Below are 19,221 nucleotides of genomic sequence, written 5' to 3' on the forward strand. Positions count from 1 at the left end.
GGCAAACAGCTGCTGCTGCTCACCGTGCTCGGCCCCGCCATCGCCTCCGCGTTCACCGTGGCCAGCCAGATCCCGAACATGATCGCCGAGCTCGTGCTCGGCGCGGTGCTCACCGCGATCGTGGTGCCGACGCTGGTGCGCGCGGAACAAGAGGACCCCGACCACGGGGAGGCCTTCGTCCGGCGACTAGTCACGGCCGCGTTCGTCGTGCTCGCCACCGCCGCGCTGCTGGCCACCGCCGCCGCGCCGCTGCTGACGACCTATGTCTTCCTGTCCGACGACGGCAAGGTCAACACCGGGCTGACCACCGCCCTGGCGTTCCTGCTGTTGCCCGCGATCCTCTTCTACGGCATGTCCGCGCTGCTGACGGCCATCCTGAACACGCGCCAGCAGTTCAAACCCGGTGCGTGGGCGCCGGTGCTGAACAACCTCGTGGTGCTCACCGTGCTCGGTCTCTATGTGCTGATGCCGGGGGAGATCAGCCTGAACCCGGTTCGAATGGGCGAGCCGAAACTGCTGGTGCTCGGCGGCGGCGTGACGCTCGGTGTGGTCGTGCAGGCGCTGAGCCTGGTACCGGCCATCCGCCGCGAGCACATCGACCTGCGCCCGCTCTGGGGAGTCGACGCGCGGCTCAAGCAGTTCGGCGGCATGGGCGCGGCCATCATCCTCTACGTCCTGATCAGCCAGGCCGGGTTCGTCTTCGCCACGCGCATCTCCTCGCACGCCGACGCCGCGGGCCCGGCGATCTACAACAACGCGTGGCTGCTGCTGCAACTGCCCTACGGCGTGCTCGGCGTGACCGTGCTGACCGCGATCATGCCGCGGCTGAGCCGCAACGCCGCCGCCGACGACACCCCGGCGGTGGTCGACGATCTGTCCGCCGCGACCCGGCTGACCATGATCGCCCTGCTGCCGGTGGTCACCTTCCTTACCCTGGCCGGTCCGCAAGTGGGGCAGGCGCTTTACGGCTACGGCAACTTCGGCGGCGACGACGCCTCCCGCCTGGGCCTCGCGGTCAGCTGGTCGGCCTTCTCGCTGATTCCCTACGCGCTGGTCCTTATTCATCTGCGCGTGTTCTACGCCAGGGAGCAAGCCTGGATCCCGACCTGGATCATCCTGGGGATCACCGCCGCCAAGATCCTGTTCTCGGCGATCGCGCCGATGGTCACCGACGCCGAGCACGTGGTGATCGCGCTCGGCGTCGCGAACGGCCTCGGCTTCGCGGTCGGCGCGGTGGTCGGCGGCTTCCTGCTGCATCGCAGCCTGGGCGATCTGCGCATGTCGAACGTGAGCAGGACGATCACCCGCGTGCTGTTCGCGTCGGTGGCCGGCGGCGCGGTCATGTGGATCGTGGATCGCGTGCTCGGACTCGACCGCCTGACCGCGACCTTCGGCGGGCCGGGCTCGCTCATCCGCGTCGCGATCACGGCGATCGTCATGTTCGCGGTGGCGTTCGGGCTGATGCGCCTGGCCGGTATCCCGGAGGTCGTCGCGATCACCGTCGCGATCTCCCGGCGCCTCGGCTGGACGCCGCCCGCGCCCGATCTCGATCTCGAAGGCCCGGTCGACGATCCCTATGCGACTCAGGTACTGCGCAGGCCAGGCCCCTATGTGGCCTACTCTGGGTACGACCCGTACATGGACGCGCAAACCATGGTCCTGCCCGTGATCCGAGCCGATGCCGTTGACATCACCGGCATGGGCGAGTTCCCGTACCCTGTTCGGCAGAGAAGCACAAGTGGCGAAATCGCCGGAACCTCGACATACCAGGGCGAAGGAGGACCGAGGGTGAGCGACGACGCGGTGGGCGGCGTCCCGGCCGCTGATTCTTCTGCGACCACGGCGGGCGGGCTGTCGACGGACGCTCCGCCGCCCGGTGGCGAGCCGGCGGATCCCGCGTACGCGAACCGCGAGACCGGCACCGGCCCACCGGATTCCGACGCGGTCGCGCCTGGTCAGGACGGGACACAGCAGGGACCGCAGGATCGTCAGGGCCCCGTGCCCGCCCGCGATCCGATGTACGACACCGGGATGATCCCGATCGGATCGCCCGAGATGCCGCCGCTCGGCGGCGAGAACCTCGGCTCGCGCCGCACGCCGCGCGGACCGAAGCTGATTCCCGGCGCGTCGGTGGCCGGCGGCCGTTACCGCCTGCTGGCCGGCCACGGCGGGGCGCGCGGCCTCAAGTTCTGGCAGGCGCTCGACATCAAGCTCGACCGCGAGGTCGCGCTGACGTTCGTCGACGCCGACCAGAAGGCGAGTGATAACTCCGGACACGATGGGCCGCAGGCCATTCTGTCCCGCACGCTGCGTCTCGGGCGGATCAACTCGCCGGGCCTGGCCCGCGTGCTCGACGTGGTGCGCGGCAGCTCCGGCGGCATCGTGGTCGCCGAGTGGACGCCGGGTCGCTCGCTGCGCGAGATGGCCGAGACGGTGCCGTCGCCGATCGGCGCCGCCCGCGCCATCCGCGCGCTGGCCTCGGCCGCCGAACTGGCCCACCGCGGCGGCGGATCGCTGTCCATCGACCACCCGGACCGGGTGCGCATCAGCGCGACCGGCGACGCGGTGCTCGCCTTCCCCGGCACGCTGTCCGACTCGGACGCGCAGTCCGACGTGCGCGGCCTCGGCGCCATGCTCTACGCGCTCATCACCGCCCGCTGGCCCATTCGCTCCGGTGGCGTCACCGGCACCGCCGCGACTGTCGGAGGATTGCGGCTCGCCGATTTCGGCCCGGACGGCACGCCGGTGGAGCCGCGCCAGATCAGGCCCGAGGTGCCCTTCGAGATCTCGGCGGTCGCGGTGCGGTCGCTGGAGTCGAACAAGGGTGTGCGCACCGCGGCGACCGTGCAGCACGTGCTCGAGCAGGCGTCGGTGGTCGACCAGAAGACCGACTTCATCCCGGTGCTGCGGCTCGGTCAGCGTCCGCAGGCGGCCCCCGACGAGTCGCTGGCCGACCCGGAACTGCTTGCGGCCGAACGGGAACGGTCCCACCGCATGATGTGGATCATGGTGGGCCTCGGCGTGCTGGCCGCGCTGGTGGTCGGCGTCGTGATCTGGTGGATGGTCAGCGTGTTCGCGCCCGGTGCCTCGGACGCGCCGCTCAACGAGCAGCGCAATATCGGCCTCACCACGAACAACAGCGCTCCGGCGACCCCGGGCGCCGCCGGGCCGACCGTCGCCTCGGGCGGCGTGCCGGTTCCGGTGACGGGCGTGACGGTGTTCTCGCCGGAGGGCACCCCCGACGGCGTCGGCAACGTGAACGCGGTGCTCGATCAGAATCCCGCCACGCAGTGGCGCACCGATCAGTACTACCAGCAGTTCCCGGCGCTCAAGCGCGGGGTCGGCCTGCTGACGACGCTGCCGAGCCCGGCCAAGCTGACGAACGTCTCGATCAACTCGCCGAGCCCGGGTACCGCGGTGGAGATCCGCACCTCGCCCACCGCGTCGCCCACGCTGGACCAGACCCAGCTGATCGGCTCGGGCAAGCTGGGCGACGGGATCACCGACATCCCGGTCCGCGCCGATCAAGCCGCTCGCTACGTGCTCGTCTGGATCACCGGACTCGGCAACTCCGGTGGTCAGTTCCAAACCTCGATTGCCGATATCCGTTTCGACGCCGCGCCTTAGCGCGATGTGATCTCGCGAGCTCATCGATGGCTCGCCGGGTACGGGCCGACCCCGACCCTCTCACCTGCCCGAAGCCGCCAATCCCCGTGCCGCGCGCCCGATTTCGGCCCGCCTCCGCGCACCGGCGGCGGAGCTTGCTGCGCGATCGCGAGTGACGATATGATCTCCTCGCGCTCTCAGCAGGGGAGCTTCCCGGGTTCTGGTTTTTTCGATCCTGGATGCTGCGAAATTTCGGTGACGGTCGTCCATGTCCGTCGCCACCGTGAGCGCTGTCCAAGGGGTTGGCATTGTCGTCGGAACTGAACGAGGATTTCCGCGGGGGGACATCGCGGCCTGTCGCGTACCGCGAACGCTCGTTCGTGGGCGAGGATCCCACCGATCTGGAGCTGCTGCAGGCGCACGTGCGCGGCCAGCGGCACGCGTTCGCCGAGCTGCTGCGCAGGCACAACGACCATCTGTGGCAGACCGCGCTGCGCACGTCCTATACGAGAGAAGACGCCGCCGACTCGCTGCAGGACGCGCTCCTCTCGGCGCACCGCACGGCCGCCAAGTTCCGCGGCGAGGCCGAGGTGCGCAGCTGGCTGCACGCGATCGTGGTGAACGCCTGCCTGGACCGCATCCGGCGCAACAAGATTCGCAAGACCGTCTCGCTCACGCCGGAGACGATGGCCGAGCCGCGCGACGACCGCGACGCGGTCGCGGAACTGGAGATGTCGCTGGTCGTCGACCAGGCGCTGTTCTCCCTGCCGCCCGATCAGCGGACCGCCCTCGTTGCCATCGATCTCGAGGGGTATAGCGTGGCCGAAGCCGCCGCTATGCTCGGAGTTCCGGAGGGCACGATCAAAAGCCGCTGTGCCCGCGGGCGGCAACGACTGCAAGAACGATTGGAATTTCTGCGTGATCCGGGGAACCGGAGGTAGTTGAGATGCGTCATTAATAGTGACGAGCCCGTAGACGATATCCATGCAGTCCCCACCCCTCGAGGGGATCCCGCGATGTCAGATGAGAACACTGGAGGTGCGATGGCAACCAGGTCCGTGCCGCAGCCTCCGTTCTCCGCGGAGCTGCTGGCCGACCTGCACGCCGACAACGTGTCGCCCGAACTGCGCGAGCAACTGTGGCCCGCGGTCCGGCGAGACGGCGACGCACTGCGTTTCGTCCACGCCCTGGACGATGTCAGCGCCGAACTGCGCGCCCTCGGCCGCAGCGACCGGATCATCCACGCGATGCCCGACGACATCGCCGCCCGCCTGGAAGAGTTCGTCGACGGTTTCGACCTGAACGAGGAGCCCACCGAGGCCGGCGCGACCATCTATCAGCTGCCGGTGTTCGCACAGCCCGAAAACGCCGAGGGCACCGCGGTTTCCAAGCCGCCTGCCGCCCCGATCTCGCTCGACGATCGCCGCCGCGGCAGGCTGCGCTACCTCACCGCCGCTGCCGCCGCGGTGGCGGTCGTCGCGTGCGCGTCGATCGCGCTCACCGCGGTCCGCGGCACCGACTCCGCCCCCGTCGCCCAACCGACCTCGGACGTCGCCCAATTCGGCGACGAGCTCAACGCCCCCGCGATGCTCAGCGCCCTCGGCCGCAACGACGCCACCGGCCTGCTCAGCAACCCGGCCGCCAGGGAACGCTGCGTGCGCGCCAACGGACTCGACCGAACCATCCTCGGCTCCAACAACATTCGCTACCAGGACCGGGACGCGGTGCTGATCCTGCTCACCGGCCCGCGCTCACCGAAGATCACCGCGCTGGTCGTCGGAACCGGCTGCACCACAGCGGATCCGCAACGCCTCACGGTGCAGGACATCGGCTGAGTGACCCACGTTACAACGGTTCCGACGCGCCCGGCACGAACCTGACGGTGGGGGAGCGAGCCCCACACGGGGCCCAGCAGCGCCAGGAACAATAGCCATTACCCTGTTGTTGACCGAGACGTCCAGTTGATTTCTCCCCGGAAGGGCCTCATGAGTGCGCCAGTTCGCGACCTGATCATCGTCGGCTCCGGACCCGCCGGCTACACGGCCGCCGTGTACGCGGCCAGGGCCGAGCTCCAGCCACTGGTGTTCGAAGGCACCCAGTTCGGCGGCGCCCTGATGACGACCACCGAGGTGGAGAACTTCCCCGGCTTCCGCGAGGGCATCATGGGCCCCGACCTGATGGAGGAGATGCGCGAGCAGGCCAAGCGCTTCGGGGCCGACATCCGCACCGAGGACGTGGACGCCCTCGACCTCAGCGGCCCGATCAAGACGGTCACCGTCGGCGACGAGACCTACCAGGCCTACGCCGTGATCCTCGCCATGGGCTCGGCCGCCCGCTACCTCGACGTGCCCGGTGAGCAGCGACTGCTCGGCCGCGGCGTCAGCGCCTGTGCCACCTGCGACGGCTTCTTCTTCAAGAACCAGGACATCGTCGTGGTCGGCGGCGGCGACTCCGCGATGGAGGAGGCCACGTTCCTCACCAAGTTCGCCGCCAGCGTCACCATCGTGCACCGCCGCGAGGAGTTCCGGGCCTCGCGCATCATGCTCGAGCGGGCCAAGGCCAACGAGAAGATCAAGTTCCGGCTCAACGCCGAGGTCGTCGAGGTCAAGGGCGACAGCAGCGTGACCAGCCTGGTGCTGCGCGACACCCGGACGGGGGAGACCTCCGAGCTGGCCGCGACCGGTCTGTTCGTCGCCATCGGCCACGATCCGCGCAGCGAACTGGTCCGCGACCAGGTCGAGCTGGACGACGAGGGCTACGTCCAGGTGGTGCATCCGTCGACCGCGACCAAGGTGCCCGGCGTCTTCGCCGCGGGCGACCTGGTCGACCACACCTACCGCCAGGCGATCACCGCGGCGGGCACCGGCTGCCGCGCGGCCATCGACGCCGAACGCTGGCTCGCCGAGCAGGGCGACATCAGCTCCAACACCTTGGATCACGCGGGCCACTCGGTCGCCGTGACCGCCAACTGAGTTCGTCACATCCCGTCGCGTGCGACGGGTCACGGGCCCGCGATCCATTCGCGGGCCCAGCAATTCAGCAAGGAGAACCCATGTCCGACAGTGCCAAGAACACGATCACCGTCACCGACGCGACCTTCGCCGACAACGTGCTGCTCAGCGAGAAGCCCGTCCTCGTCGACTTCTGGGCCACCTGGTGCGGCCCCTGCAAGATGGTCGCCCCGGTGCTGGAGGAGATCGCGGGCACCCACGCGGACAAGCTCACCGTCGCGAAGGTCGACGTCGACGCGAATCCCGAGACCGCCCGCGATTACAAGATCCTCTCGCTGCCAACTATGATGCTGTTCCGCGGCGGTAAGCCGGTGAAGCAGATCGTCGGCGCGAAGGGCAAAGCCGCCCTCCTGCGGGAACTCGACGGCGAGATCTGACACCTGTCGCGCTGATGCCATGGGCACCAAAGGACGTCGAGATCGATCGACGCGCCGTAGGATGCCTGGACCCGGGAATGCCGAATTCCCGTCCGGGTCTGAGACAATCGACCGACGCCGGTCGTGCGAAGGTGTATCCCATCGCATGAGTGGGTACCCGGATTGACGGAAGGAAAGGGCTCTCACGCATGCACCGACTTCGTCACGGCGATAGCGGTCCAGCCGTAGCAGAGGTTCGGAGCACCCTGGCAAGTCTCGGGTTCTTACACGCACACGTCGATACCGATCACGCCGACGCGCGCGAGTATTGGAAAGACACCGAGGCCACCTTCGACCACCGACTCGACTCGGCCGTCCGCGCGTTCCAGCAGCATCGCGGACTGCTCGTCGACGGCGTGGTCGGCCCGGCCACCTATCGGGCGCTGAAAGAGGCCTCCTACCGGCTCGGCGCGCGCACCCTGATCTATCAGCTCTCCGCGCCGCTGTACGGCGACGATGTCGCGACGCTGCAGCGCAAGCTGCAGGACCTCGGCTTCTACGTGCACCGCGTCGACGGCTACTTCGGCCCGCACACGCACGAGGGGCTCACCTCCTTCCAGCGGGAGATCGGCCTCTCCGCCGACGGCATCTGCGGGCCGGACACCCTGCGCTCGCTCGACCTGCTCGGGGCGCGCGTCACCGGCGGCAACCCGCACCGCATCGCCGAGGAGGAGGTGGTGCACCGGGCCGGGCCGCAGCTGACCGGCAAGCGCATCGTCATCGATCCCGGTCTCGGCGGCCCCGACAAGGGGCACCCCGTGCCGACCGAGTTCGGCGACGTGTACGAGTCGGAGATCCTGTGGGACTTGGCAAGTCGGCTCGAGGGCCGGATGGCCGCCACCGGCATGGAGACCTTCCTCTCGCGCCCATGGGGCGCCAACCCGACCGACGCCGAGCGCGCCGACACCTCCAACGCCTTCGACGCCGACCTGATGATCTCGCTGCGCTGCGCGACCAACCCGAGCCCGCTCGCCAACGGCGTCGCAGGCTTCTACTTCGGCAACTCGCACGGCTCGGCATCGATGATCGGCCAGGTGCTGGCCGGCTTCATCCAGCGCGAGGTCGTCGCGCGCACCTCGCTACAGGACTGCCGCACGCACGCGAGAACCTGGGATCTGTTGCGGCTCACCAAGATGCCGACCGTGCAGATCGACATCGGTTATCTGACAAACGATTACGACGCCGCCGTGCTCACCAACCCGCGGATGCGGGACGTGATCGCCGAGGCCATCCTGATCTCGGTCAAGCGGCTGTACCTGCTCGGGCAGGACGACCAGCCCACGGGCACATACACTTTCGCGGAACTGCTGGCGGAGGAACTCGCCGCCGCCGACCGTATGTAGCGCTGCATCTGTTCGACTGGAGATTCGAGCTCGCCTGCCGCCGACGTCATCGTCGGCGGCATCCGCAGACCTGGACAAGCCGACTCAGCGAACCCCGACCCGCGCCGGGGGAGTCATCGCCGCGGCCGCGAGCAGTTGATCCAGCGCACGCTCCACGTCTTCCTTCCACCCGTGATCGGAGTCGAGCTCCAGGCGCAGCCGCGGGAACCTATGGTGCGGTGCGATCACCTTGAACCCGACCTCCTCCAGGAAGTCGGCCTCGATCATGCAGGTCTCCGGCGAGCACTCGGTCGCCGAACCGGGCGCGTCGGCGCCGGGGTTCTTGGTCGGCGAGATGATCCGCTCCATCAACGTCATCGAGCCGAAGCGCTCCGAAAGGGCTTGGGAGGGCGGATCGGAACGGATCCCGAACGCCTCGAGCGCGCGCACGCCACGACGCACCAGATCGGCCACCACGGCCTGCATCAGCTGGTGGGCAACCTCGTTGTCCTGGTAAGGAAATTCGGCCTGCAGCGTGGTCAGCAGGACCGCGTCCGGGCTCACCGGTGAGGTGGGGAACAGCGACGCGCGCGGCACGGTGCTCGGCGGCGAATACAGCGCACACCCCGCCACATTGCCGTCGACGTTCGCCACCTGCCCGCAGGAGCCCCACTCCAGCAGCACCGTGGAGAGCCAGGCCTCCTTTTCGAAGACCGGATCGCTGAAGCCGCGGGAGTCCTCGGCGACGGCGGGGTCCATCTCCCAGAACACGCAGCGCCGAGAGTGCGCGGGGAGCTTGTCTAGCCCGCCGAGGGTAAGTGCTGTGACGCTGGTCGACACTGCTCTGCTCAGCCTCCAGCTGTCCGATTCGTCCACACTCATGTCCGTGCCTCGCCTGCGCTCGGCACGGGCCCGCACGGGGCGCCATGGCCTGCGGTTCGCTCGCTCATGATTGCACCTCGCTGAAGCTCGGCTTCGGCGCGACCGAGTAGTACTCGGCTGCGCCCATGGTCCGCTCGCTGCGCTCGCTCACACCGCATCACTATGTTCTTGCCAGCAAGAATAAGCGATCAAGAGAACCCGCCTCATTCCACGTCGCTGTGCTGTTGATTGAGAACTCGTGCCGGCCCGTCCGGGGAGATCATGCGCTCCGCTGATTCGCGGGAATCGCGCGTCCGTCACTGTGACGTTTCAGCCCCGGGGTCGTGCCTGTCGCCTTCACAAGTTTACTTTTGTCACTTCCGTCACAAACCGCGCTTGCTCTGCTCCATCAGGCCGACGATCCGCTCCAGATCATCCACCGAGCCGAACTCGACGACGATCCGGCCTTTTCGCTTACCCATGCTCACGATGACTCGGGTATCGAACGATCCGGACAGTCTGTCGGCCACATCTTGCAACCCCGGCATGTGGATCGGCTTGCGCTGCGGAGCCGGGGGAGCCGCCGGGTCCGTGGGCGGAGCGGACTCCTGGTTCGCCAGGATCACCGCCTCCTCCGTGCTGCGCACCGATAGCCCCTCGGCGACAACGCGCTTGGCCAACTCCTCCTGCGCCTCGGCGCCGCCGGTCAATCCCAGCAGTGCGCGCGCGTGTCCGGCCGACAACACACCCGCCGCCACCCGCCGCTGCACCGAGATCGGCAGCTTCAGCAGACGGATCATGTTGGTCACCGCGGACCGCGAACGACCGATGCGATCGGCGAGCACCTCATGCGTGACGCCGAACTCCTCCAGCAGCTGCTGATAGGCCGCCGCCTCTTCCAGCGGATTGAGCTGCACCCGGTGGATGTTCTCCAGCAGCGCATCGCGCAGCATCGACTCGTCGGCGGTGTCCCGAACTATCGCGGGGATCGCCGCGAGCCCGGCGAGTTGCGAAGCGCGCCACCGCCGCTCGCCCATGACGAGCTGATACTTGTCGACCCCCGGCTCGACCCGGCGCACCACGATCGGCTGCATCAGGCCGAATTCCTTGATCGAGTGCACCAGCTCGTCCAGCGCCTCGGCCTCGAACACCTGACGCGGCTGCTTCGGGTTCGGCTCGATCTGGTCCGGCGGAATCTCGCGGTACACCGCGCCGCCGACGGAGAGGTCGTCGTCCGTGGGGTCCGGAACCCGGTGCAGGTAGGCCGATGCGGGCTGCGGCCCGATCGGATCCAGACCGATGACGCTGGCCGCCTGACTGCTGAGCCCCGGCGCATCCGCCGGTCCCGTCGGGATCAACGCGGCGAGACCGCGTCCTAGCCCACCCTTCTTCGCCTGACTCATCGGTCCACAGACCCCTTCCTCGTTCCGCCACCACACCGGGTCTCGCCGACCCGGCACTCATCCAGCCAGATCACTCCGCGGCTTCGGCCGCGGCGTGTGCGAGCGCCGTTGCCTTGGCCGCCATTTCACGCCCGGCATCGAGGTAGCTCATCGCGCCTCGGGAGCCTGGATCATAATCGAGCACCGTCATGCCGTAGCCCGGCGCCTCCGACACCTTCACACTGCGCGGGATCACCGACCGCAGCACCACGTCGCCGAAGTGCCCGCGCACCTCCTCGGCCACCTGGTCGGCCAGCTTGGTCCGGCCGTCGTACATCGTGAGGATCACGGTCGACACGTGCAGGTCCGGATTCAGGTGCGCCTGCACCAGGCCGATATTGCGGAGCAGCTGCCCGACACCCTCCAGCGCGTAGTACTCGCACTGGATCGGGATCAGCACCTCCTTGGCCGCGACCATCGCGTTGACCGTCAGCAGGCCCAGCGATGGCGGGCAGTCGATCATCACGTAGTCGATGTCGTACCCGGCGATATTCGCCTCCTGGATGGCCGCTTTGAGCCGGCCCTCCCTGGCCACCATCGAGACCAGTTCGATCTCCGCGCCCGCCAGATCGATGGTCGCCGGGATGCACAGCAGCCGCTCATTGTGCGGGCTCTGCTGGATCGCGTCGCGGACCGACACCTCGCCGATGAGGAGTTCGTAGCTCGACGGAACACCCGAGTGGTGCTCGATGCCGAGCGCCGTGCTGGCGTTGCCCTGCGGGTCCAGATCGATCACGAGGACCGTCATCCCCTGATGCGCCAGGGCGGCCGCGAGATTCACCGCGGTGGTCGTCTTGCCGACGCCGCCCTTCTGATTGGCGATGGTGATGATGCGTTGCTCGTGCGGTTTCTGCACTGTCACCTTTCCTGGATGGAGGATCTGGCTGGCGCGTTGTGCCTCGGCCGCGATCGGAGTCTCGCTGGGGGAGATGTTCCCAAACGGTGTGCTTCCGAATGTCTCCGTGTCGAAATTGCTGGAGTCCAGCATTCCCGGCACGCGCGACGTAGTTTCCCGTGAAACATTCGCCGGACCGTTCGACATAGACAGCTCCTAACCCGAGAACTCAGATCACGTGCTCCCGACGAACGTCGGCGCCGTGTCATCAAACAGCTGGTGTCGGTACGAACATGATGCGCAACCGGGTTCGCGGCGCCCGATCGACCGAGCGGAGCTCTCGTCGCGACACCAATTCCACCGTGGCACCTACGCTCACGCCCGACGCCCACTAGCTTGCCAGCACCGAGCGCGATAAGAAAGCTGAATCGCGGCAACGCGCACAGGACACGCGAAACTGTTCACCTTCGCCGCGTTTGCGACCGATGTTTCACATGAAACCCGGGTCCGCGAAGGGGGTTCCGAGCATGCCTGCGACCCTTGATCCCCAAACACCCCACGGCTCAACGTTTCATGTGAAACCTCATGCGGAGATGTCTGGGGTGCACCCGATTCCCAGATCCTGACTCACACGTTTACGTCGCACGGCAGCACCGCATACTCGTCGGTCGGCGAATGTTTCACGGGAAACAAGACTTCCGCCACTCGCCGAGACTGGGCACCCTGGCGGCCCTACCGCGTACGTGCCCAATCCTCTGCAATTTCGGTTCCGCTCAGCAGCCCCACTACCGAATCGATCCGGCTTCGAGCGATTCAGTCGAAGCATCAAGCGGTGGAATCGAAGTCGGCTAAGGCGGGGGGCCTCACGGGGACCAGGAGAACGGAAGCGCCGTCCGCTCCGCTGAAACCAGAAGCCGTCAAATCGCGTCAGGGGAGCGACGACTAGAGACAGCCCGCGTTCCTATCGAGCGCCTGCGCAACGCGTCGTCCTCAACCGCGCGCCGAGATGGACCGCGTTGCGACGTCGTCGGCCGGTAGGGAGAGAGCGCTATCACTCCGCCCCCCGCTGGCAATGTTTCATGTGAAACAGCGGCCAGTGTCCGCGGTCGCGCGCTCCGCTCCAGAACTGTTCAGCCCTGCTTCGACAGCGGAGGGGTGGCCGGAACCATCCTTCGAGTCCACTGCAAAGCGAACCTACGTACGCCCCTGCGCTACTTCGACTTACGACCCCGCACGGACGCAGCCCCCGCACGCTTCGCCGCCTTGGCCTCCCGACGCGCGATCGCGTGCTCACTCCGCCGGCGGGGCGCGCGCTCAGCGCGCGGCAGCCGTTCGGCGCTGATGACCAGAGTGGGGGTGGGGACAAGGGTCGCACCGCATTCGACAACCATCGGGTTCCCCGCGCCGGCGCGTTCCAGCGCCTGGCCATCGCGCTCAAGTTCCTCGGCCGCGCTCACACCTTTGAGGGCGAGCATGCGGCCGTGGTCGCGTAGCAGGGGGAGGGACCACTGAGCGAGCTTGCCGAGCGGAGCCACGGCGCGAGAGGTGACCACATCCGCGCCGCCCGCCTCCTTCAGCACGCCGGACTGCTCCGCTCGCCCGCGCACGACGGTGACCTCGAGCCCGGCCGCGTCGATGAACTCGCTGAGGAAGATGGTGCGACGCAGCAGCGGCTCGACGAGGGTGATGCGGAGATCCGGGCGGGCGAGGGCGAGCGGGATTCCGGGGAGCCCCGCGCCGCTGCCGATGTCGACCACCGATGAGCCTTCGGCGATGAGTTCGCCGACGACCGCGCAGTTGAGAATGTGACGGTCCCAGAGCCGGGGGACTTCACGCGGCCCGATCAGTCCGCGCTCCACGCCGGCGGTGGCGAGCGCCATGCAGTACCGCCGGGCGAGATCCAGTCGATCGCCGAACACCGCCGAGGCCGCGGCCGGCGGTTCCAGCTCGGCGGGCAAAGCGGTGCTCTCACCCAGATCTCGTTCCACGTGAAACATCCTTCCGAACTCGAGTCGATCAGGAACCGGCGACATGCGGACAATCAGGTGCCGGACATGAACAAGGCCCCCGATCCGAAGACCAGAGGCCCTATCCAATCATTACCCGTCAGAGTGACGAAATACGCCGTGCCCCGACGAGGTTCGGTATTCGCTCAGGACGGAACGACCACGACGTGCCGGTTCGGCTCGACGCCCTCGCTCTCGCTGTTGACTCCGTCGATCGCCGCCACGGCGTCGTGCACGATCTTGCGCTCGAACGGCGTCATGGGGGACAGCGACTCCGGCGCACCCGACTCGAGCACCCGCTGCGCGGCGGCGGTGCCGAGCGCGCTCAAATCTTCCCGCCGCTTCGCGCGCCACCCGGCCACATCGAGCATCAGCCTGCTGCGCACGCCGGTGGCCTGCTGCACCGCCAGCCGGGTCAGTTCCTGGAGCGCGTCTAGCGTCTCGCCGTTGCGGCCCACCAGCTTCGACAGATCCCGCCCACCGTCGATGCTCACGATGGCGCGGTCGCCCTCGACGTCGAGGTCGATGTCGCCGTCGAAGTCCAGCACGTCGAGCAACTGCTCGAGGTAGTCGCCCGCGATCTCACCCTCTTCGATGAGGGCTTCTTCGGCATCGTTCACGACATCGTCGGCGTCCGTTTCGGCGTTCACCATCGTCGTCGCCACTGTGGCGTCCCCTCCGTCGGTCTCAACTGTCATTTGATTTCCTTCATCTGCTCATCGCGCTCGCCGTGCGCTGGCCGCCGGACGGTGCGCGATCAAGGGGTTGCTCAGCGTGGTGGCCGACCCCGGCCACCGGAATGCGATCAGCGGCGGCGCTTTTGGTTCGCTCGGCCTCGGTTGCCCGGTCGCTTCTGGCCACCCGGCCTGCGCTGCGCGGCGGCCTTGCCGGTGGTCTTGCCGGTCCCGTTCGTCGACGGGGGCGCGTCGACCGCGGCGTCCACCGCGTCGACCGCGCCGTCGACGGTGTCGCCCGCCGATTTCTTGCGCGTATTGACCGGCTTCGCACCGGGTTTCGGTGCGTTCTGCGCGCGCTGCTCGAGCTTGGCCTGCTTCTTCTCTTCCGCTTCGCGTTCCATGCGGCCGAAGACGAGATGCTGCTGCCCGTAGGTCCAGATGTTATTGGAAACCCAGTACAGGAGGATGGCGATCGGCAGGAACGGACCACCGACGAGCACGCCGAGCGGGAACACCCACAGCGCGAGCTTATTCATCATCGCGGCCTGCGGGTTGGCGGCCGCCTCGGGCGTCTGCCTGGCCACCGACGCCCGCGCGTTGAAGTGGGTCGCCAAGCCGGCGATGATCATCAGCGGGATCGCGACGGCGGCGATGCCCACCTTGCTCGGCAGGCCGAGGCCGTCGATGGCGAACGCCCGCAGCTCGGTGTCGGGGATGGTGATGAAGGCCGAGATCGGCGCGCCGAAGATACGAGCGCTCAGGAAGGACTGAACGTCGGCGGCGTTGAAGACGTAGTTCGGCGTGTTCGCGTTCTGCTCGATCGACAGGCCGAGCTGACCGAACCCGTGACCGGTCCGGTTGAACGAGCGCAGCACGTGGAACAGACCCAGGAACACCGGCACCTGCGCGAGGATCGGCAGGCAGCCCATGAGCGGGTTGAAGCCGTGATCCTTCTGCAGCTTCTGCATCTCGACCGCCATCTTCTGGCGATCGTTCTTGTACTTCTTCTGCAGCTCCTTGATCTGGGGCTGCAGCTCCTGCATCTGCTTGGTGGTGCGCACCTGCTTCACGAACGGCTTGTAGAGCAGCACGCGCAGCGTGAACACCAGGAACACGACGGCGAGCGCCCAGGCGATGCCGCTGTCTTTTCCGAGACCGGGCACCAGCGCGAACGCCCGGTGCCAGAACCACAAGATCCAGGACACCGGATAATAGATGAAGTCGAGCACGGCTCTATGCACTCCCGTCGTTCGTATCGCCGATCACCGCGCGCGGTGATCCTTTCCAAGCGTTCGGCTCCGACACCGGGTCGGCCTGCAGGTTGGCTTCCTGCGGCGCCGGATCGGTGGCTGCCACGGTCCCGGCCGCGGTGCGAACGGTGCTTCGCTTCCGCTCCGGAACGGGGTCCCACCCACCAGGGTGCCAGGGCGCGCATTTGGCCAGTCGCACGGCTGCCAATCCGAGGCCGACGAACAGCCCGCGCGTGCGCAATGCGGTGACCGCGTACTCGCTGCAGGTCGGGGTGAAACGGCACACCGGCATGCGGGTGGGGGAGACGTAGGTCCGATACAACTCGATCAGAAAGATCAGTGCGTTCGCCGGTAACCGACCGATCTGCGCGGTGCGGCTCATGCCGGTCCGACCGCTGCCGCGCCGACGCCGAGTTTGCGTAGGGCGGTGCGTAATTGGCGCAGCAGGTCCTCCGAGGAGGCGGCCGCGGCGCCGGGCAGGGCGCGGATCACGACGTCGACGTCGGCGGGCAGTTCGGGAACTATCTCTAGGCACATATGACGCAGGCGGCGGGCCACACGGTGTCGAATCACCGCGTTGCCCACCGCCTTGCTGACGATCAGCCCGAAGCGTGGCCCGCCTACGCGGACCAGCTTCTCGGCCGGATCACCATGTCGTCCATTCACGTCCACGATTCCGTCATACCCGTGGGTGAGCACGTGTACGACCAGATCTCGCCTCCCGATTCGCTGGCCGCGGCGCACCGTCCGGGAGAAGTCGGCACGATGATGCAACCGATACGGCTCAGGCAACACCCGAGCGTCCGCGAGCGAGGATCAGGCAGTGAGTTCGGCGCGGCCCTTGCGGCGACGCGCCGAAACGATGGCGCGACCCGCACGGGTACGCATCCGGAGACGGAAGCCGTGGACGCGCGCCCGACGACGGTTGTTCGGCTGGAACGTCCGCTTGCCCTTGGCCACGGTCAACACTCCTCGAGTCAGTGGGCACCGTCGGTGCCCGAAGTTGTTCGGTGAAACAGGTATTCGCGATGAATCGCAGGTCCGGTCATCATCGGCGCGTCGGTCTCGGCGCACAGTCGGTCAGGCTCGACGCTCCGTCGGTCTCGACACAACCCAGCCAGCACAGGACCGCCACCGCACCAAAGGGTGACTGTACGAGGGTACTGATCGCCTCGGAACGGGTCAAACTCGCCCCACCCGCGCGCCCCCGAACGCCCGACCAGCACGTTACCGGTTCGCCGATCCCGGAGCTGTGCACGTCACCGCGCGTGAGCTGTGCACATCACTGCCCAGGCCTGTGAGTATCGCAGTGAGTTCGTCCACACCCCTAGCCACGCCCGGGCGCATCGGCAACCTGCTTTGCCGAGGGGTTGCTGCACAACCGCAGGTCAGGGCGTTTTCGCGGGCGCGATCGAGCGTATTTCACAACTCCCCAGGGTTCTCCACATCTGTGGATAATTGTGTGGAAAGACCCCCGGAGTGGCATATTCGTAGGGCCGACGGTGCCATGTCGCCACCCGGAATGGGGATCCGGGCAGCGTCCGAACCGGTTACGGACGTACGCAGGATCACGGTACCGACCCGAGCACGGTCGTCACCGTCGCCTCCCCGCGTGCCCCGGCCGTCTGCTCCTATCGACCTACTTCCGGGGAGGAAACTGCATGGACGACGAGCAGAACGTGTTGGCCACGGTGTGGCCCGAGGTAGTCGCCGAGCTGACCACCGGCTCATCCGACGGCGCCATTCCGCCGGTGACCAGAGCACAGCAGGCCTGGCTGAAGCTGGTCAAGCCGCTGACGGTGGCCCAGGGGTTCGCCCTGCTGTCGGTGCCTTCCTCGTTGGCCCAGGAGGCCATCGAACGCGATCTGCGCGAGCCCATTCTGCGCTCCCTGGCCCGGCGGCTCGGTCCACAGGTGGAGGGACTCGGTGTGCGCATCGCCGCGCCGGCCGCCCCGGCCGCCGAGCGTTCCGGCAGTAACCCCCGGCACGCCCGGATGACGAGCAGGCCGGAGCGCCCGCGAGACAGCGGACCTCGAGACAACGGTCCCAGGGACAACGGTCCGCGCGACAACGGACGTGGCCAGGCCGGCTACCCCAGCGGGGAGTACCAGGACCGGGACGACTATCAGCAACCGCGCTACGCCCAGTCCGATGACTACCCGCCGTCCACCGACTACGCCCCGGCGCCGAGTTATAACGGCGGATCCGACTACACCGACACCGAGTACGCCCCGGAGTACGCCACCGGCGAGTACGACCGGCAGGACTACGCCCGCGACGAGTACTCCGGCCGCGACGAATTCCCCGCCCCGGCCGAACTGCAGCCCGTCCCGAGGCACGAACCGGCCCCCGCGCAGCGCCGTGAACAGGGCTTGTCCCCACGACGCGACTCGATTCCGCCGGGTCAGGAATCCTTGTTCACCCCCGACCCCGGCCCGGCGACCATGCGCGGCCCGGTCCGGGCGCCCGTCCGCGAGGCGGTCGAGCCCGACGACCAGGGCCTGGCGGCAGGCCACGAGGTCCGCGAGTCCGAAGGCCCGCGCACCGACCGCGACGACGAGCCCGTGGTCAACGCCCGCAACTCCTGGCCGACCTACTTCAGCAAGTCGCAGGAGACCTCGGCGCCGCCGAGCTCCTCGGCCAGCCTGAACGCGAAGTACACCTTCGAGACGTTCGTCATCGGCGCGTCCAACCGCTTCGCGCACGCCGCCGCGGTGGCCATCGCGGAGGCGCCCGCCCGCGCCTACAACCCGCTGTTCGTCTGGGGCGCTTCGGGTTTGGGAAAGACGCACCTGCTACACGCGGCGGGCCACTACGCCCAGCGGCTGTTTCCCGGCATGCGGGTGAAGTACGTCTCCACCGAGGAGTTCACCAACGACTTCATCAACAGCCTGCGCGACGACCGGAAGGTGGCGTTCAAACGCCGCTACCGCGAGACCGACATCCTGCTGGTCGACGACATCCAGTTCATCGAGGGTAAGGAAGGCATCCAGGAGGAGTTCTTCCACACCTTCAACACCCTGCACAACGCCAACAAACAGATCGTGGTCTCCTCCGATCGCCCGCCCAAGCAGCTCGCCACGCTGGAGGAGCGGTTGCGGACCCGGTTCGAGTGGGGCCTGATCACCGACGTGCAGCCGCCCGAGCTGGAGACGCGCATCGCCATCCTGCGCAAGAAGGCCAGGATGGACCGCCTCGACGTGCCGCACGACGTGATGGAGCTGATCGCCACCAGGGTCGAGCGCAATATCCGCGAGCTGGAGGGCGCGCTGATCCGGGTCACCGCGTTCGCGTCGCTGAACGGTCAGCCGCTGGATCTGCCGCTGGCCGAGGTGGTGCTGCGCGACCTCATGCCCGACACCGCCGCGCTGGAGATCAACGCGGCCACGATCATGGCCGTCACCGCCGAGTACTTCAACACCACGCTCGAGGAGCTGACCGGGCCGGGCAAGGCGCGGCCGCTGGCCCAAGCCAGGCAGATCGCCATGTACCTGTGCCGCGAGCTGACCGACCTGTCGCTGCCGAAGATCGGCCAGGCGTTCGGCCGCGACCACACCACGGTCATGTACGCGGAGAAAAAAGTCCGCAAAGAGATGACCGAGCGGCGCCGGGTCTACGACCAGGTTCAAGAACTCACAGCCCGAATCAAACAGCGCTCGCGCTGAGCTTTACTAACAGCCAAGCACCGCCCTGACCTGGGGCGGTGCTTTTTTCGGCCTGTGGATTCCTCGAGGAATTCATGTGGAGTCCTCGAGGAATCCACCGGTCTGTACACCGATTCGCTAACAGGTGTGG

Annotated in this window: 16 protein-coding genes; 7 read left to right on the forward strand and 9 right to left on the reverse strand. The window is 67.7% G+C overall.

The window, feature by feature from the left end; all coding sequences use genetic code 11:
* The 6 genes from ON39_RS33615 to ON39_RS33640 form a co-directional block, all read left to right on the forward strand.
* The coding region (locus ON39_RS33615) for a lipid II flippase MurJ (protein WP_040740243.1) at window positions 1–3,627 on the forward strand (3,627 nt) is incomplete at its 5' end.
* 359 nt (window positions 3,628–3,986) lie between these two features.
* Complete coding sequence (gene sigM / locus ON39_RS33620; RefSeq protein ID WP_040740290.1) at window positions 3,987–4,547, forward strand: RNA polymerase sigma factor SigM; 561 nt, start codon at window positions 3,987–3,989, stop codon at window positions 4,545–4,547.
* Window positions 4,548–4,649: 102 nt separating this feature from the next.
* Complete coding sequence (locus ON39_RS46295) at window positions 4,650–5,441, forward strand: RsmA family anti-sigma factor (RefSeq protein ID WP_110293590.1); 792 nt, start codon at window positions 4,650–4,652, stop codon at window positions 5,439–5,441.
* Between the two features lie 150 nt (window positions 5,442–5,591).
* Window positions 5,592–6,578: a thioredoxin-disulfide reductase gene (trxB, locus tag ON39_RS33630; protein WP_040740244.1), complete on the forward strand. Its 987-nt coding sequence runs from the start codon at window positions 5,592–5,594 to the stop codon at window positions 6,576–6,578.
* Window positions 6,579–6,658: 80 nt separating this feature from the next.
* On the forward strand, window positions 6,659–6,994 hold the full coding sequence (gene trxA, locus ON39_RS33635; RefSeq protein ID WP_040740245.1) for a thioredoxin: 336 nt from the start codon (window positions 6,659–6,661) through the stop codon (window positions 6,992–6,994).
* A 188-nt stretch (window positions 6,995–7,182) separates the two neighbouring features.
* Window positions 7,183–8,376, forward strand: coding sequence for an N-acetylmuramoyl-L-alanine amidase (locus tag ON39_RS33640; protein ID WP_040740246.1), 1,194 nt, complete (start codon window positions 7,183–7,185; stop codon window positions 8,374–8,376).
* Window positions 8,377–8,460: 84 nt separating this feature from the next.
* Here the strand turns inward: ON39_RS33640 and ON39_RS33645 are convergent, their stop codons facing one another.
* The 9 genes from ON39_RS33645 to rpmH all read right to left on the reverse strand — a co-directional run bounded on the left by ON39_RS33645 (window position 8,461) and on the right by rpmH (window position 16,386).
* On the reverse strand, window positions 8,461–9,195 hold the full coding sequence (locus ON39_RS33645; RefSeq protein WP_040740248.1) for a GNAT family N-acetyltransferase: 735 nt from the start codon (window positions 9,193–9,195) through the stop codon (window positions 8,461–8,463).
* A gap of 404 nt (window positions 9,196–9,599) precedes the next feature.
* Entirely contained in the window at window positions 9,600–10,619 is a 1,020-nt protein-coding gene (locus ON39_RS33650) for a ParB/RepB/Spo0J family partition protein (protein WP_040740249.1), read from the reverse strand.
* A 70-nt stretch (window positions 10,620–10,689) separates the two neighbouring features.
* Window positions 10,690–11,646, reverse strand: a complete 957-nt coding sequence (locus ON39_RS33655) for a ParA family protein (RefSeq protein ID WP_246002919.1) — start codon at window positions 11,644–11,646, stop codon at window positions 10,690–10,692.
* Between the two features lie 1,058 nt (window positions 11,647–12,704).
* Window positions 12,705–13,490, reverse strand: coding sequence for a 16S rRNA (guanine(527)-N(7))-methyltransferase RsmG (rsmG, locus tag ON39_RS33660; protein WP_083894843.1), 786 nt, complete (start codon window positions 13,488–13,490; stop codon window positions 12,705–12,707).
* 155 nt (window positions 13,491–13,645) lie between these two features.
* Complete coding sequence (locus ON39_RS33665; RefSeq protein ID WP_083894850.1) at window positions 13,646–14,152, reverse strand: Jag family protein; 507 nt, start codon at window positions 14,150–14,152, stop codon at window positions 13,646–13,648.
* A 152-nt stretch (window positions 14,153–14,304) separates the two neighbouring features.
* On the reverse strand, window positions 14,305–15,405 hold the full coding sequence (gene yidC, locus ON39_RS33670) for a membrane protein insertase YidC (RefSeq protein WP_040740254.1): 1,101 nt from the start codon (window positions 15,403–15,405) through the stop codon (window positions 14,305–14,307).
* A gap of 4 nt (window positions 15,406–15,409) precedes the next feature.
* A complete protein-coding gene (gene yidD, locus ON39_RS33675) occupies window positions 15,410–15,808 on the reverse strand; it encodes a membrane protein insertion efficiency factor YidD (RefSeq protein ID WP_040740255.1) in 399 nt (132 codons plus the stop codon).
* Complete coding sequence (gene rnpA / locus ON39_RS33680) at window positions 15,805–16,221, reverse strand: ribonuclease P protein component (protein ID WP_040740257.1); 417 nt, start codon at window positions 16,219–16,221, stop codon at window positions 15,805–15,807. The genes yidD and rnpA overlap by 4 nt, the downstream gene beginning before the upstream one ends.
* 21 nt (window positions 16,222–16,242) lie before the next feature.
* Window positions 16,243–16,386 (reverse strand): 50S ribosomal protein L34, encoded by a 144-nt coding sequence (gene rpmH / locus ON39_RS47705; RefSeq protein ID WP_005516618.1) that lies wholly within the window; start codon window positions 16,384–16,386, stop codon window positions 16,243–16,245.
* Window positions 16,387–17,087: 701 nt separating this feature from the next.
* Between rpmH and dnaA the strand changes: the two genes are divergently transcribed.
* Window positions 17,088–19,091, forward strand: coding sequence for a chromosomal replication initiator protein DnaA (gene dnaA / locus ON39_RS33685; RefSeq protein WP_040740259.1), 2,004 nt, complete (start codon window positions 17,088–17,090; stop codon window positions 19,089–19,091).
* Window positions 19,092–19,221: the final 130 nt, after the last annotated feature.

This window comes from Nocardia tenerifensis NBRC 101015 (assembly GCF_000308715.1).
GTDB classification, from domain to species: domain Bacteria; phylum Actinomycetota; class Actinomycetes; order Mycobacteriales; family Mycobacteriaceae; genus Nocardia; species Nocardia tenerifensis.